Origin of the sequence: Telmatocola sphagniphila, assembly GCF_018398935.1 — a bacterium.
Lineage (GTDB): Bacteria > Planctomycetota > Planctomycetia > Gemmatales > Gemmataceae > Telmatocola > Telmatocola sphagniphila.
Window position 1 is genome coordinate 2,896,978 of sequence record NZ_CP074694.1, and the last position, 16,175, is coordinate 2,913,152.

The 16,175-nt window shown below is 53.6% G+C and carries 14 protein-coding genes; 9 read left to right on the forward strand and 5 right to left on the reverse strand.

From position 1 onward, the window contains the following. Positions 1-2: 2 nt before the first annotated feature. Positions 3-542 carry a TlpA family protein disulfide reductase gene (locus tag KIH39_RS11440; RefSeq protein WP_213499523.1) on the reverse strand — a complete coding sequence of 180 codons (540 nt, stop codon included), beginning with the start codon at positions 540-542 and terminating at the stop codon, positions 3-5. A 143-nt stretch (positions 543-685) separates the two neighbouring features. On the opposite strand from KIH39_RS11440, the gene lepA reads away from it, so the two are divergent. From lepA to KIH39_RS11460, 4 genes are read left to right on the forward strand one after another with little or no spacing between them, the layout of a single operon-like run. After that, positions 686-2,485 carry a translation elongation factor 4 gene (gene lepA / locus KIH39_RS11445; protein ID WP_213499529.1) on the forward strand — a complete coding sequence of 600 codons (1,800 nt, stop codon included), beginning with the start codon at positions 686-688 and terminating at the stop codon, positions 2,483-2,485. Positions 2,486-2,518: 33 nt separating this feature from the next. Continuing rightward, positions 2,519-3,898: a signal peptidase I gene (gene lepB, locus KIH39_RS11450; RefSeq protein WP_213499530.1), complete on the forward strand. Its 1,380-nt coding sequence runs from the start codon at positions 2,519-2,521 to the stop codon at positions 3,896-3,898. Continuing rightward, positions 3,898-5,295 (forward strand): sensor histidine kinase, encoded by a 1,398-nt coding sequence (locus KIH39_RS11455; RefSeq protein ID WP_213499535.1) that lies wholly within the window; start codon positions 3,898-3,900, stop codon positions 5,293-5,295. Before lepB ends, KIH39_RS11455 begins: the two co-directional genes overlap by 1 nt. Before the next feature lie 17 nt (positions 5,296-5,312). Then, complete coding sequence (locus KIH39_RS11460) at positions 5,313-6,671, forward strand: sigma-54-dependent transcriptional regulator (RefSeq protein ID WP_213499537.1); 1,359 nt, start codon at positions 5,313-5,315, stop codon at positions 6,669-6,671. A 4-nt stretch (positions 6,672-6,675) separates the two neighbouring features. Here KIH39_RS11460 and KIH39_RS11465 read toward each other — a convergent pair whose 3' ends face one another. Both KIH39_RS11465 and KIH39_RS11470 read right to left on the reverse strand, forming a co-directional pair. Further along, complete coding sequence (locus tag KIH39_RS11465; RefSeq protein ID WP_213499539.1) at positions 6,676-7,482, reverse strand: S8 family peptidase; 807 nt, start codon at positions 7,480-7,482, stop codon at positions 6,676-6,678. Between the two features lie 35 nt (positions 7,483-7,517). Then, positions 7,518-8,750 (reverse strand): response regulator, encoded by a 1,233-nt coding sequence (locus KIH39_RS11470; RefSeq protein ID WP_213499541.1) that lies wholly within the window; start codon positions 8,748-8,750, stop codon positions 7,518-7,520. Between the two features lie 92 nt (positions 8,751-8,842). Between KIH39_RS11470 and KIH39_RS11475 the strand changes: the two genes are divergently transcribed. From KIH39_RS11475 to KIH39_RS11495, 5 genes are all read left to right on the forward strand, one after another. After that, positions 8,843-11,635 (forward strand): alpha-mannosidase, encoded by a 2,793-nt coding sequence (locus tag KIH39_RS11475; RefSeq protein WP_213499543.1) that lies wholly within the window; start codon positions 8,843-8,845, stop codon positions 11,633-11,635. 99 nt (positions 11,636-11,734) lie between these two features. After that, complete coding sequence (locus KIH39_RS11480; protein WP_213499545.1) at positions 11,735-12,364, forward strand: hypothetical protein; 630 nt, start codon at positions 11,735-11,737, stop codon at positions 12,362-12,364. Between the two features lie 63 nt (positions 12,365-12,427). Next, positions 12,428-12,733, forward strand: coding sequence for a hypothetical protein (locus KIH39_RS11485; protein WP_213499546.1), 306 nt, complete (start codon positions 12,428-12,430; stop codon positions 12,731-12,733). A gap of 198 nt (positions 12,734-12,931) precedes the next feature. Further along, entirely contained in the window at positions 12,932-13,345 is a 414-nt protein-coding gene (locus KIH39_RS11490; RefSeq protein ID WP_213499547.1) for an FHA domain-containing protein, read from the forward strand. Positions 13,346-13,358: 13 nt separating this feature from the next. Further along, the gene (locus KIH39_RS11495) at positions 13,359-14,159 is read left to right on the forward strand and encodes an SDR family NAD(P)-dependent oxidoreductase (RefSeq protein WP_213499548.1); all 801 of its coding nucleotides are present in this window, start codon (positions 13,359-13,361) and stop codon (positions 14,157-14,159) included. A gap of 9 nt (positions 14,160-14,168) precedes the next feature. Here the strand turns inward: KIH39_RS11495 and KIH39_RS11500 are convergent, their stop codons facing one another. Both KIH39_RS11500 and KIH39_RS11505 read right to left on the reverse strand, forming a co-directional pair. After that, the gene (locus KIH39_RS11500) at positions 14,169-15,005 is read right to left on the reverse strand and encodes an alpha/beta fold hydrolase (RefSeq protein WP_246539659.1); all 837 of its coding nucleotides are present in this window, start codon (positions 15,003-15,005) and stop codon (positions 14,169-14,171) included. Next, positions 14,995-16,167, reverse strand: a complete 1,173-nt coding sequence (locus KIH39_RS11505) for a dipeptide epimerase (RefSeq protein WP_213499549.1) — start codon at positions 16,165-16,167, stop codon at positions 14,995-14,997. Before KIH39_RS11505 ends, KIH39_RS11500 begins: the two co-directional genes overlap by 11 nt. Between the last annotated feature and the right edge of the window lie 8 nt (positions 16,168-16,175).

Genomic DNA, 16,175 nt, shown 5'->3' on the forward strand with positions numbered 1-16,175 from the left:
ATTTATTTTTTCTCGGCGAGGTCTCGAATGAACTTCTCGACCTCGGCCTCTTTATTCTTATTGTCGAAAGTTTTAACCAATTTGCCCAATCTATTGAAAACGTGCATCTGGGGAGGAACTGTGACGTCGATGCGTTTGGAACCCTCTTGAATATTCTCTTCGCTATCCACCAGTATGAAATTTGGAATGAGTGCTTTTTGTTTTGTCAGAAATTCCAGAACCGCTTTTTCGTTCTCCGCTTCATCCCGGCTGACCGTCATGAAGACCACGCCGAGTTTAGCTAAATCCTTGTTCATCTGCATAATTGAAGGGAATTTCTTCTTGCAGGGAATGCAGAATTCGCCCCAAACATCCACAATGACGACCTGACCTTTGTAGCCAGCCACCGCCTTCTCGAATTGCTCGAAAGTCACCTTCTCCAGCTTGGGAGCAGGCTCCTTGGATTCGACGGAGTGCTTTTCCGGGACTGGGGTTTCTACCGGCGCAGAGCTGCAGGCAAGACCTAAGCTCATGAGCACAAAGATTGTCAAGTACCACCACATGGCTTCATCCCTCTCTCCTTCAATTTTTACAGTGGAATCGGGGGAACCTTTCAGTTCATACTATTCATCGAGTTTGGATGATCGTAAACTGATAGAAGGAAAATACTCACATTGTCAGCAATTAGAGCGTAACAGACGGAACTATGGCTGAAACTAGTCGGATTCGGAATTTTTCGATCATTGCCCATATAGATCATGGCAAAAGCACTCTCGCGGACCAACTGCTGCTGAAAACCGGCACGATATCCGAACGGGACTTCCGAAATCAGCTTTTGGATGGCATGGATCTAGAGCGGGAGCGGGGCATCACCATTCAGATGCACCCGGTAACCATCTATTACACCCGTCAGGACCAGGTTTATGAACTCAATCTCATCGACACGCCCGGACACGTCGATTTCGGTTATGAAGTTTCCCGTAGCTTAGCGGCTTGTGAAGGGGCTATTCTTCTCGTCGATGCTTTTCAGGGGGTACAAGCTCAGACCGTCGCCACCGCTTTTCTGGCGATGGAAAATAATCTTACTATCGTTCCGGTTTTGAACAAGATCGATTTACCGACCGCCCGACCCGAGCCGATTATCGAAGAAATGGAAACCGCCGTCGGCACCAAGGCCGAGGATGTACTCAAGTGCAGTGCGAAATCGGGACTCGGCATCATGGAGGTCCTCGACGCCATTGTAGATCGCGTCCCGGCACCTTCCGGTAAACAGGACAATCCACTGAAAGCCCTGATCTACAACAGCCACTTCGACCCTTATAAGGGAGTGGTGGTCTACTGCCGCTTATTTGAAGGCACGATCAAAACCGGTCAGAAAATCAAGTTGATGCGCGGTAACACGACTTACGTGGTGATGGAAGTCGGCCAGTTCCGACCCAAGATGCAGCCGTGCGATACGCTCATCGCCGGGCAAGTCGGTTATTTCATGGCGCAAATCAAATTGATCACTGATGTCCACGTCGGCGATACGGTAACCGATTCGGAAAATCCGACGGAAACCGCGCTGCCGGGCTATAAAGAGCCGCAGCCAATGGTCTATTCGGGTCTCTACCCGATCAACAACAACGACTTCGAAACGCTACGCGAAGCTCTTTCTCGCCTGAAGCTCAATGATTCCAGTTTCACCTTCGAACCCGAAAGCAGCGATGGTCTCGGATTCGGATTCCGCTGCGGCTTCCTCGGTCTGCTGCATCGCGAAATTATCGGTCAACGCCTGGAGCGCGATTGTGAAATCGACCTGATCCACACTTCGCCCAACGTGACCTATGAGATTCTGACCCGAAACGGGCAGACGATTCTGATTAAAACGCCCCAGGATGTTCCCGATGCCGGGCAGATCGAGGAGTTTCGCGAACCGATCGTGAAGATCAATTTCCTAGTTCCGACCAGCAACATTGGCGACATCATGACGCTTTGTGCGGAGCGCAGAGGATTCTACTGCCGAACTGAATACCTCAGTACCACCCGAGCGATTCTCACTTACGAGATACCTTTAGCGGATGTCATCTACGATCTTTACGACAAGCTGAAATCGGTTACCCGCGGCTACGGTACCATGGATTACGAAATGCTCGGTTATCGGCCTGCCGATCTCGTCCGGCTGGACGTACTGGTCCATAATCAGAGAGTCGATGCCCTTTCGGTCATCGTGCATCGCACCACGGCCGAGCGCCGCGGCCGCAAACTGATCTCCAAACTGCGGGAAAAGATCGATCGACATTTGTTCGAAATCGCACTGCAGGCGGCCATTGGTACGCGGGTCATTGCCCGGGAAACCATCAAGGCGATGCGTAAGGATGTGACCGCGAAGTGCTACGGCGGCGACATCAGCCGTAAACGCAAACTGCTGTCGCGGCAGGCTGAAGGCAAGAAGCGGATGAAAATGGTCGGTCAGGTCGATATCCCCCAGGAAGCGTTTCTGGCGGTATTGGAATCGGACGATTGAAATAATCTCACCCAGGGTTTATCGAGCAAGCGCTTGTCCTCCCCGACATCAGCACCCGATATCGACAGTTCGCCGCCCAACCACTCCCGGCGGTTGGCGGAGCTTTTCGTTCTGTTCATCATCACCATCATTTTCCTGCGGATTATTGTGATCGAGCCCTACGGGATACCGACGGGCAGCATGGCTCCCACGCTCCTGGGCAATCACAAACAAATGTTCTGCCCGCGCTGCGGTCATCGAATTGAAATCGGGGACTCCGCCGCCGATCTGCATTCTTTCTGCGTCAACTGCGGCATCACGGCACTCGACTACGATAGCGCCAAGCCGATCCTCGGCGATCGGGTCATGGTCAACAAAACCCTCTATTTTTTCCGCAATCCCCATCGCTGGGAAGTGGCGGTGTTCCAATGCCCCAGCGACTACTCGAAACCTTATGTCAAGCGAGTCATCGGCCTGCCCGGGGAATCGGTCCAGATCCGCGATGGGGATATTTTCATCAACGGCGAACTCTGTCGCAAATCTCAGGAAGAAGCTCTGGCGTGTTCGATTCCCGTCTGGGATTACCGCTTCGCTCCTTCGCTGATTGGCTGGTCCGAAAACTTTAAGATTGGACCGGAAAAAGCCTTTGTTCTGGAACCGACTCAGATTCGAATTGAAGCGGCCCAACTCTCTCAACCGAGTTGGATCGCTTATCAGAACTGGTCTTCCGAAAATCGTCGGCAGGAACCGATTCTAGACCTCTTGCCGTACAACAACTCCAGCCGGGCCATCAGCGGTCAGACCGTGAGTGATTTCCTGCTGAAGGGGAAGCTGATGACCGAACAGGATACAGGTCGATTTGCTATCGAGTTGACCGATGGCGAGGCTCGCCTGCAAATCGACATCGAGTTCCATCCCGAGGGAAGCTTTATCCGCCTCTGGAATGGCAAAAAGTTAATTCGCGAAGCCCGGTGCAACGCATTTCGGCCGAACAAGCCCCGATCCTGGGTCTTTTCCTTAGTCGATCGGCGAGCCTCTTTTTCATTGGATGGCTCGGAATGGTTCCCGCACTACGACCTCCCGGCGGCCTCGCAGCGAAAAGGCGTCGCCGAACCTTTCCGCTTCATGGCCCAGGGATTTAACGGTGCGGTTTCCGACCTCCAGTTGTTCCGGGACATTTTCTACCGAGACAGCGGAATCCATGGCGTCGATAAACCCTTTCGGTTGAAGGATCGGGAATATTTCATGCTGGGGGACAATAGCCAGAATTCCGACGATAGCCGTACCTGGCCGATTGCGGGCGTCCCGGAACGTAACTTTCTCGGTAAGCCTTTTCTATTGCATCAACCTTCCCGTATGACGCACCTTTCGGTAGGGAGCTCTAACTACCAGTTCCCGTCCGTGGATTGGAACCGCATCCACTGGATTCATTAGTGCGAACAGTTGTCCGCGATCCCGACAGTCTGGCTCGTTTGCTTATAATGGAAAACATGTCTGTCGAAGTTTCCGCTAATCTCGAACCTTGGGAATTGGCTTCCGAGGCCATAGCCGTCAAGATCCGCTGGTTCGGCTTGATACTCGGCTACCTCTATATTAATTTCGGATCTCCCAGCTCCTCGCCGCTGTTGCTCAATGCAATTATGACCTTCGGCCTGGGATTCACGCTCTTCGATACCTGGTACAGCTGGCGCGGCCAGGTATTCTTAGGCTATTATCCGCTGGCCATTTCCTGCATGGAAGCGATCTTCATCGGTCTGCTTTGCTACTTCGACACCCATTTGAACAGCCCATTCCGGTTCTATTATCTCCTGTCTTTAATCTGCTGTGCCATCCGTTCCAGTTCGAGTATCACCTACATCACTTGTGCACTGGACTGCTTGAGTTACTCCTCCCTGTTTCTCTTCGTATCGGACGCCGATCGAAACCCTTTTACACTGATACTGATGCTGACCGTGCTGGTGTGGGTCTCCTGGGCAGCGAATGCCCTCTCAAAAATTACCCGCCAACTGGTGAGACAACTCCGGGAGCTGAATTCCGCGCTTCAGGAAAACCAGAGCCTGCTGGAAACCCGCATCATCGAAAGAACGCGGGAACTCAACGAATCTCAGGCGCAGGTGATGCACCAGGACAAGATGGCCGGATTCGGGTTGCTAGCGGCCGGGATCGCCCACGAAGTGGGAAATCCTCTGACTTCGATCAGTTCGCTGTTACAAATTCTGGAAAAACGCAATCTGGACGAGTACACGCGTTCTAAGCTCGGGCTGATTGCCGGGCAGTTAAATCGGATTCAGGGGACGCTTCGCGAGTTGATGAATTTCAGCCGGCCCGTCAACCCGGACCGCACCCGCTTCGAGCCAAAAGAGATCGTCGAGGAAGCTCTGCACATCGCCAAGTATTACAAAGGCATCAAGAGCCGTACCATCGAAAGCGATATTGCCGAAGGGCTTCCGCAACTCACCGGAATCCGCGATCAGCTGGTGCAAATTATCTTCAACCTCGTTCTGAACGCGATTGATGCCACCAGCAAAGGCGGCCTGATCCGTCTCGAAGCCCGGAGGATCGAAAATGTCGTGGAAATTTCCATTCGCGACAATGGCGTGGGAATGTCCGCCGAACAGCAATCCCGACTCTTTCAGCCCTATTTCACGACCAAAAAGCAAGGCACCGGCTTAGGATTATTCATTAGCGCCAAAATGATTCGCGCTCACGGTGGAGATCTGTCTTTTGAAAGCACGCTGAATCAGGGGACGATTTTCCGGATCACCATCCCGACCAGAGAATGGGAACCGCAAAGCGTTCCTCCGCAAGTTCTCTCCTCTTCCCGTTCCTGATAGCACAGGAGATTGCCATGTCCTCCAAACTCAACGACGCTTCGATTTTAATCGTCGACGACGAAAAGATTATCCGGGAGACTCTCAGCGAATATCTCGAGGAAGAAGGCTTCACGGTCAAAGCGGTCGGGAGTGGTGAAGAAGCTCTCGCTCTTCTGGCCAAAGAATTTCATGAGATTCTGATATGCGACATTAACCTGCCGGGCATGGATGGCATCGAAGTCCTGCAGCGAGTCCAGCGGGTCAGCCCGGAAACATTTGTGATCTTAATCACCGCTTATGCCACGGTGGAAACGGCCATTGAAGCTTTCCAGCGGGGCGCTCAGGATTATCTGATCAAACCGATCGTCTTCGACGAAGTGACCGAAAAACTGCGACGGCTGATGCGGGTGCGCAACTTGAGACTGGAAAACCAGTTCCTCCGCCGCGAACTGAATCGCGAAGCGAGTAACGAATTCGTCATCGGAGCCAATCCCAAATCGCAGGCCGTGTTTCAGATGGCTTTAAAAGCGGCCCCGACCGGCACGACCATTCTGATCCAGGGGGAAAGTGGCACCGGCAAGGAAATTCTCGCTCGCTACATCCACAAGCACGCCTACAGCAATCCGGAAGAAGTTCGCTTTCTGCCAGTGAACTGCGCCGCTATTCCCAATGAGCAATTAGAAAGCCTACTCTTCGGTTACCGACGGGAAGCGACTGATAAGGATCAGCGCGGCGTGTTTGTTCATGCCGGCAAAGGAACGGTATTTCTGGACGAGATTGGCGAATTACCGGCCAGCGTTCAGGCCAAACTGCTTCGCGTTATCGAACAGAAGGAAGTTTTGCCCCTCGGGGCAAACGAACCGGTGCAGGTTCACGCCCGAATTATCGCGGCCACCAATAAAGATCTGAACAAAGAGGTGGAAAATGGGACTTTCCGCAACGATTTGTACTATCGGCTCAATGTCGTGTCGCTGAAATTGCCACCCCTTCGGGAACGCAAAGAGGATATTCCCGAACTGGTCGATCACTTTGTGAAGAAGCACGCCGCCCGGCTGCACCATCGCGTGCAAGGCCTGACGCACGAGGCGATGAACCTTCTCATGCACCATCCCTGGAAAGGGAATTTGCGCGAACTGGAAAATTCCATCGAACGTTCGCTCATCCTCAGCGATCAGGTTTTGATATCTCCGGCGGAATTGCCGCCCGATTTGGACCAACGGGCGGTCGATCCCAACATTCTCGACGATCTCAGTCTGGCCATGGGAGAATACGAAAAGCTGCACATCGAGCGCATTCTCCGCCAGACTTCCGATAAGCGGGAAGCCGCCAAGCGTTTAAATATCGGTTTGAGTTCGCTCTATCGAAAAATTGAATTACTGAAAATCGAAATCTAGTCGGTCAATCCCCACGCTTTTTGGACATCCAGTAGAGCAGCGTTTTGATTTCAAAGGGTTTCATATTCGGATGAATCGAAAGCAGCTTGGCGGCGATGGCCGCTAAGTGCGGGGTCGCCCAACTGGTTGCCGGCTCCCGGGAAAAAGGCCCCAGGTAGCCACGAGCATAAGCGGCGAACTCCACGCTTTCGTGTAACTGGTACATGAATTCCAGCGGATTGGAAGAATCGCTCTTATTGACGGAGATCAGTGGTGGGGCAAACAGCGAAGGATAGCTCCGCGTAATCGGATGATCGTTATGAGCGGCGGCGAAAATGAGGACATCGTGGAAGTACGCCTGCTCCACGGCTCGCAGTAACTGGTACCGTTTGCTGATCTGCTGCAACTGACTTTCCACGATTCCCAGCGATAGATTAATGATCTTCACTTTCCAGACATGGATGGCATGTTCGATGGCCCGAATGATGGTTTCAACCGTACAGTTACCCGTGGAGCCGAATACATTGGCCGAGAAAAGTTTGACCTTCGGGGCCAGACTCAAAATGATATCGGCCACCACGCTACCGTGCGGGCTCGATTGCGAACCATCATCGGCAACGACTTCAGGGGAATCGGTTTTGAAAAGTACCCCTTCAATCGGCTCGATCGTGAGATTTTTTTTGTCGAAGCGTTCGCGCAGAAGATTGCTGTCGATCCCACTGTCAATGACGGCCAGACGCACCCCTTGACCGTTGGCACGGCTGTCATTCAGCAGTTTCTCCGGAGTCAGCAACTCCCGAATCGAACTAAAAAAATCGGCCGAATCCCCCATCCCATCTCCTGGAATCACATCCCTGATTTACCGCATCAATCCCTTAAGGGAGGGTTGAGTTCCGCCAGCATCTTTTCCGTCAGTTCGAGCAACTGATCCGCATACTTCAGCGCTGGGGCCCCAAAGCGATCGCTGAGATCGCGAATCCGTTGCGCCAGCCGAAGTGTATCCCGCGAGGAGAGCCCGGAAGAACTGGTACTCGCAAGAGTTTCCTGCATGCGAGCGACCACTTGAACATGCGGCGAAACGGCCGGCGTTTCGGAAACGGTTTCCCCGCGGGCGATCTGATCGCTCACCTGCCGGGCCGTCTGTAAAGCCGCCAATAGCAATTGATTCTGCCGCTGATCGGCCACCGTCCGCCGTACCAGTTCTCCACCGAGAGTTTGCAAGAGATTCAGAATCGGTTTTGCGGCCGCGGTAAACTGCTCGACTTTTGACGGCTTGGCCAATTCCAGCACCGCCTGGGTTCGCGAGTCGTTGGAAAGCGGTATGGCCATCAACTCGAGATATTCTTTTTCGAACGGCTGCAGCTGGATCATGTCCAGAACGTCGTTCGAGTTGAGCTGCAGATGGAGAGTCCGCTGGTTCATCAGAGCCGACGCCGCTATCGTTTTCGCAAAGGGACCTGCCTGCCAGGGAATTGCTTTCCCTTCCTGATCAGTCACGCTCAATTCTTCGCGATTATTTTCCAGGAGATGCCGAAGGACCAGATAGCCAACTTGTGCCGATGTGACGTAGCAGGCAATTTGAATCAGTGGTTTGAACGCTTCGACGGGCGAACCGGGGCTCTGAAGCGTGGCGGAGGACTGCACCAAAGGGAGAGCTTTTTCAATCGCTTCCCGAAACGTCAACAGGCTTTTCTGAAACTGCCGCTGCTGTTTGGCGGGTCGGATCAGATCGAGTTGCTTCCGCACCGATTTCAGAAAACTATCCCGAGTCAGATCCTGATTTTTATCGAGATAATCGCGAACACCCATGCGCAACGCCTGCAGGGGAGTTGCCTGGTGGGCGAAGCCAGTCACCAGTATAGCGATCACATTCGGCTGAAAAACCACGAGATCCTCGAGCAGTTGCAAGCCATCGCTGCCCGAACCCAGATTCCAGTCGAGAATAGCCAGATCGATGGTATTTTCGTTGGCGAATTGCAGCGCGGCCTCGGCATCACTCACGGCCTTGATGTGGATCGGAAGGCTGGATTCTTTCAGCCATTCCCCAAAAGTTTTGCGAACCGAATCTTCATCGTCGACTATTAAAATTGTTTCCGCCATGCCCTAGCCTTGTGGATTTACGTCGCCTGTCCCTACGAACCATATCAATATATTCAGAGCTTGTAATTCCTGCGATGAAGATATCCTCCGCCATGAATGTACGAAGATTGTTCCTGTTGTCCCCTTATCGCATGCCGACCAATCACCAGGTCTACCTGAGTGAGGACGAGGTCGCCTGCTGGCTAAATGGTTTTCTGGTATTGTGGCATCCGGCGATGCTCCACGGGTCTGCAGCCGTACCGATCATCGCCTCTGCTTACGACCACGAAAGCCCCGCCGCCGGCGAGTGTTTTGCGGTTCCCGAAAGTCCTCCACTTTATCAGCCCGAGAATTGGGCCGAGCGGGTCATCGATGCGGGAGCACTGGCTTTCAAGCCCTGTTCGACATTACAGGAGACGCTTGAGTCCGCCCAACATGCGCTTAATTCCGTGGAATCCCGGGAAATTGACAACGAGGCTCGGTCGATTTTTCAGAACGAACACTCCGCTAAATTGTGGAATTTACCAGAAGAGCACTATCTGCCCTTCCTCGGCCTCGGATTTGGCTATCTGGTGATTGAATCGCTTTATGAGGCCATGCAGCACGATCACCTCCTGGATAAGGAGCGATTCTGGCAGCACCTGCAAGAGGCACTCACGGCCTTGGTGCAGCCCGAATTGAACGCCGAAAGCTTCTTCAACGCTCTCCGCTCGGCCGCCCAGCTCCTGCAAAGTGCGCGGGAGACCCTGAATCCTTCGACGATATCCCTTCTCGATTTCTGGGAACTGAACGCACAGACGGTGGCACCGATTTGCAAAGCGCTGCGCAATCAAAAGAAGTTGACGGTGTTGTGCACCGGGGCCGAACTGAAATTGCACACTTCGGAAATCCTCCACGCTCTACCGCCGGAGCAAAAAGGGAATCTCTCGCTGCTGACTGCCGGCGAGAAGGACGCCGAGACGGGGTTACTTCCGCTGGAAATGCAACTCTGGAATCTGCGCCAGGGAATTCAAACCTGCCAAAAGTCGCTCGGGATCAAACCGATCGGTTATGCGTCGAAGGTAACTCACTTCACGCCGCTGACTCCCTCGATCCTGAAAGATCATGGTCTGCAATCGGTCTGGCTGAAAGCTCGGGATGCGGCCATCTTACCTTCGCACTATGCGGCCGTAGTCAATTGGCCGGGCCCGGATGGGAAATCAATTGATGCGCTGACCAAAGCCCCGATACCCTGCCACGATGTTTCCACCTATTTCAACTTGGCCTACACGCTCCATCAGGCGATTGGAGCCGAATCCCAGCCGACGTTGATATTCCTCCATACCGATGCCACACATCCCGCCTACGATGTGTGGCAGGCCCTTCAAGGTCTCGCTCCGGTGCTCGGAGAATTCATCACTCTGGACGATTACTTCAAACAGGCTATGGCCGGGGAGTACGCCGGGAGTACGAACGCCGATGATATCTTCCTGGATTATCTGGAGCAGCGCACGGCACAGAATCGGCAAGATGTCGTCAGCGGCCTCGCCCGGCAAGCGGCTTTGTGCCGAAAAGTCGAAGCGGCCCAGACCTTCGATGCCATTCTGAATGTGTTGAATCGTACTTCGAAGTCACCGACTTCGAATGCGGAAGATCTGACTCCTTTTTCGGATCGTGAGACTATTTTGAAGTCGCTTGAGGCTAATGGTCGGCAGTTGGCCGCGCGTCTGCAAGCGAGAACCGCCGGTCCTGTGCCAGGCTGGATCGTTTTGAATTACTCAAGCGCTACCCGCCGGGAAGCACTAAGACTCGAAAAATCGCACGGCCCTATTCCAGTGGAAGGTCCGGTCAAGGCATCTGACTCCAAGGACGGCGTCAGTCAAGTCGTGGTGGAAATTCCGCCCGTGGGATATGCCTGGATCCCCAATACGGGAAAAGGACAGACCAAAGCTCCCCCCTTCAAAATGATTGAGGATCGAATTATTCGCAATGAATTTCTGGAAGCGGAATTCGATCCAACCACGGGCGGCCTGCGGGGAATTCGAGACACTAGAACCCGAGTTAATCGCTTAGGACAGCAACTCGTTTTCAATCCGGGTTCTAAGATGGTAGCCGATGCCATTGAAACGGTAGAACTCGGATCGGTAGTTTCCCGTCTGCGCAGTCGCGGCACCTTGCAAAACGAGCAAAACGAGAAACTCGCCGATTTCGAACAAGAGCTGGAGATCTGGTCGCAGCGACCGGTACTCAAGCTGAGCATCACTTTAAAACCAGTCAAACTTCCCAACGGGGCGCCCTGGCACGCCTACTATGCCAGCCGGTTTGCCTGGCGCGATGAACATGCCGCGCTCTTCCGCGGCGTGGGTGGCCAATCGTGCCTCACGACCCACAATCGACCTCAATCCGCCGACTATCTGGAAATTCGCAGCGGCCGAAACAACACTTGCCTATTTCCGGGTGGCCTGCCGTTCCATAACAGGCCGAATCATCGAATGCTGGATACACTGCTGATCGCACCGGGGGAACAGGATACGAAATTCACCCTCCATATTTCTCTCGATCGGGATTTGCCACAGTTCACCGCCTACAGTCTGCAAAGCCCAGCGTACTGTCAGCTCACTTCGGAGGGGCAGCCGCAATCCGGGGCGAGTAGTTGGCTTTTTCAGATCGATGCGCCGAATCTGATCCTGACGAGCATGCGGACCCTGCCTCCTCGGGAAGATAGTACGACTGCGATTATCCTGCAGCTTCAGGAGATCGGAGGCAATGGGGGAATCGCCGAATTGCGCTGTGTACGCAACCCGAAGAGGGCCGTGCGACTCGATGGATTGAACGAGGAAATGCATGAATTGGGTTGTAACGGCGATGCCATCTCCGTGGAGTATTCCGCTCACGAAATCGTGCGAATCTGTATCTGCTTCGACTAATGTACCCTCTTTAATTTCTTGAATGATTAAAGCTCTCTTGAAGTGCGAACAATTACTTCGGATTGGTTGACACACCAGTGAATCGGCGGGAATGATTACGTGCCGGGCAAGGAGTGGGCGAAGGACGCCACGACCGGCAAGGACCCCAAAAGGATTCACGTCATGAAGAGATATTTTCTGGCGGGTATATTCGCCCTCGCAACACTATTAATGACCGCCGGAAATTCTCAGGCCGGTGGCTGGGTTGCTGGCAGACCGACCGGTTATGGCTGGCTCGGACAGAAAGTCTACAGCTGTGCCCCGGGCATTCATCAGCACGGCCCGCTCTACAACTACACCCCGCTGCAAGGCGATTACACCTGGATGCAGTTCCATTGGTGGCAGCTGTACAACTATCATCCCGCTTACGGCATGTATCCGCCTTCGATCGGTTGCGGCAATGGCTGCGGTGGTGGTGGCTGCGGTGCAGGCGGTTGCAGCGGCGGAGCGTTCTCCCATCTGTTTGGTTGCGGTTTGCAAAGCGGCGGCTGCAACAGTTCTTCCTGCGGCGGTTCCTCCTGGTCCAGTTTGTTCCACGGAGCCAGCTTCGGCGGCATCTTCCATAAAACGAGCCCCTGCTCGACCGGATCCTGCGGAAGCACTACACCCGCTACACCCTGCACTTCGTGTGTCAAACAAACTAGCTATAGCGCAATCTACCCCGAATATCTCTCGCCAAGCTGGCGATAATAACTGTACACGGATGCGATCGAATATAGGAAATTTCACTTAGGAAGAGAAAGGCGAATTGTTATGAAGAAATGGATTTTGACCCTGGCTGCAGCCCTGCTGGTTGTGGGTGCTTCGGAAGCCGGTGGTCCTTTCAGTGCGTTCAAACCCCAGCACAAGTCCTATGGCGATCGGCCCGTGTTGCCGGTTTTCCAGGCCGCTCCCTGGTATCTCTACTGGCCATACGATGCCCACTTCCAGACTCCTGCTCCCATCTACGGAGCTTTCTATGCTCCCCCGCAGATGGGCGGCTTCAACGCACAGCCTTATTTCCCGGGTTCCCCGACGAATCAATATCCTGGCACTCCGATGCCCTATGGTCCTCGTTAATCCCAGGTTGAACGAAATTCCCCAAGCCCTCGCGAGAATTTTTGCGAGGGCTTATTTCTTTCCTGAGAATCCCTACCGCTTTCCACTTCTTTGTCGGATTGAAGAAATTTTGCTCAATTAGACATTTTGCCGGCCTCCCTTCTCTGCTATGATAAAGATGGATTTATCCAAATATTGATATGTTTTGTGAGGCTAATCATGTCCTTCGCCACAGCAACTTTAGTTCCCGAAGGTGGGGGCGACCCCATACCTCTGGCTCGTCAGATTCTGACGGTAGGTCGTCGCGAATCCTGCGACATCTGCCTGAAGTTTCCGAACATTTCCAGTCTGCATTGCGAGTTCTTTTACAAAAACGGTTATTGGTCGGTCAAAGACATCGGCTCGACCAACGGCATCAAAATCAACGGTCAGCGAACCACTCAAACGGCCCTGCGACCTGGGGATGAGATAGCCATCGCCAATCGAAAGTATAAGATCCACTATACGCTGGCGGATGGAGCGGAATCGGCGCTCGAGCAGACTCTCGAAAAGAACGATGATTTCATGTCGATTCCCCTGATGGAACGGGCTGGCTTAACCAAGGCCCGGCAGTCCAACCGCGATAGCGATTAATCTTCGGGGAAAAATGTCACAACCGTCTTTAAAACATGCCGGAAAGATTGCGTTCATCACAGGAGCATCTTCCGGCATCGGACGAGCGGCTGCCTTGGCGCTCGCCCGGGAAGGTGCCGATGTGGCACTGAATTACTGGACGATGGCCAAGGAAGCGGAAGATACCGCCGCCGAAATCTGGAGCTTGGGTCGCAAGGCCCTGCTTTTTCAAGTCGATATCTCCCACCAGCAGAATGTCGAAAAAATGACAGCGGATATCGTCTCCCAATTGGGCGGAATCGATATCTTCATCTCTTCCGCCGTGTATAGCGACCGCGAGCCGTTCACCACCGCTAACATGGAAGGCTTTCGTAAAACCATTGATATCTCCATGTGGGGTTCGTTTTATGCCCTCCGGGCCGTCAGTAATGTGATGCTGAAGCAAGGCCGCGGTGGAAGTATGGTGATCGTCTCCAGCCCCCATTCCCACATCCCGTTCCCGAACTGCATGGCCTACAACATGGCCAAGTCGGCTCAGGATGCCATGGCCAGATCGGCGGCCATTGAATTACTCCCGCACAAAATCCGGGTGAATATTCTGCATCCGGGCTGGACGGATACACCGGGCGAACGAAAATTCTTCAGCGATGAGGCTATCAAAAAAGCGGGCAGTCAAACACCCATGGGCCGCCTGGCGACGCCCGAAGAAATGGCACATGGTATTATGTTCCTCGTCGATCCGTACTCGGGCTACATGACCGGCTCGACACTGACCATGGACGGCGGCCTCGCCCTCCCCTGGTGGTCTAAACGAGGTAAGGACGGCGAATTCTAATCTCAGTTGCTACAGGGATCTTTTGTCGAGCCAGGCGATCATATCTTTCACATAAGGATGATCGGCAGGCTCGAATTCCAAAGTGTGACTGGCCCCCGGATACTCAAGGATTGTCTTATCCGGCGTCGGCGCTTTTCGTTCGATCCACTTTCTGGTCTTCTCGTTGAAAATCACCCGCTCTTTTTCAGCTAGTAGCAAGACTATCGGCATCGTGACCCGCTTCACCGCCCGTTTGACGTAAAAATCGAGATTGAAACTCTCCACTAAAAACCGGGCGGTGGCCAACCGAGTCGCTAGCGGATCCTCCGCGATGAATTTCTGCCAATCTTTATTCTCGGTGAACAGTTCAGCGTCACTCAGAGGAACGGGAAATAACCGGGTGGGACATCGTAAGCGGCAGCGACCAATCCAGAGCCGTTGAAAGAAGGGCGGCCGGACTTGCGGAAAAAACCCCGGGCACAACAGCAGCATTCCATCGATTTTATTGGGATATCGGTAGGGAAAGCCGAGAGCGAGCTTTCCACCCCAGGAAATTCCCGCCAGGAAGAGTTTGGAACCGCTTTTGGGAATATGCGCAACGAATTCGTGAATATCATCGAGTAGACGGCGAAAACTACGCGTATCTCCCCGTGCGGCCGTATTCAAACCTGCCCCGCGGCGATCGAGAAAATAGACTTCGTACCCCGCCTCGGCCAGTTGCCGGCAGGAGCGTTTGTACCAACCGCCATGGCTTTGAATGCCATGCACAAAAACGATAGTGGCCCTGGGCGAATGGGCGCGAAATCGACGGTATTTGTGTTCGTAGCCATCCGTCGAGGTGAAGGTGTCGATTTCCTCAGCGGACAAACAGCACTTCCTTTCGCAGCGTCACCCGATCGAGCGCGGCCGGGTCGATTTCGATTCCCAGTCCCGGACCTTCCAGAGCCGGCGCTTTACCGCCATAGCCGAAAGTGATGTCCCTGGTTCCCAGAGCTTCCTTAACCAGATGGCTATCGTAAGAACCTTCCCAGTACCGGATGCCTTTTACACTGCTGGCGAAATGCCTTCCCCCCGCCGACAAAACTGCCGTTTCCCCCACTTGGCAGCCGAGTTGGTAGCCGAGGCCGCAATTCATCGCAAGTTCCGCCAGCCGGAGAGTGCGAATGAAGCCACCGCACTTGGAGATTCGCAAATTGAATAAATCGCAGAGTTTATGGTCAATCGCTCGCTGGGCATCCACCAGGGAGCAGAGCGATTCATCGAACATCAGCGGGGTCTTGATTTGGCTGCGAATCGCCGCAAGCCCCTCAATATTTTCGTGCGCGACCGGCTGTTCCACCGAGGTAATACCAAAAGGTTCCAGTTCGCGTATTTTTTGCGGAGTCTCCTGTACGCTCCACGCTTCGTTGGCATCCAACCGTACATCGATCTTAGTGCCCAAACGGCTGCGGATTGCACGAAGGCGTTCGACATCATCGTAACCGGCGATGCCTACTTTCACTTTCACTTGTTTGAAGCCGTAAAGTCGCATTTTCCAGCCGGCCAGCTTCGCTTTGAAGCCCTTGGCGGAAGTGATGGCTCCGCTGTAACGAACAGTCGCTTTAGGCTCGTAGAGATTGGGGGTGAGAATCTCGGTGACGTGCGAAACAGGCCGTTTGAATACTTTTCCATACGCATCGAGTAACGCCAGTTCGAAGGCGGCTCGAGCTGCATTTCCCTGGCAGTCGCGGTGATCGCCCGCTATTGCGGGAAAGGGAATCTTCTCAATTTTTCGGACGGCCGTTTCATAGTTCACCCAGTCTTCGAGGTATTCTTCAAGTTTACCGGCTTTGAGATGTTCGAGAACCGATTCCGCGGACTCGCCGGTGACGTACTCTCGCGGCACCCCTTCACCGAAACCCAGGGTGCCATCTTCCAGCTTACACCGAACGATTACATTATCGGTGGAGGTTCGACTATGCGATGCATGGCGGATCTCCTTCTTCAAAGGAATGCGAACGAGATACGCCTGAATTTCGATAATTTTCATGCAGGAAT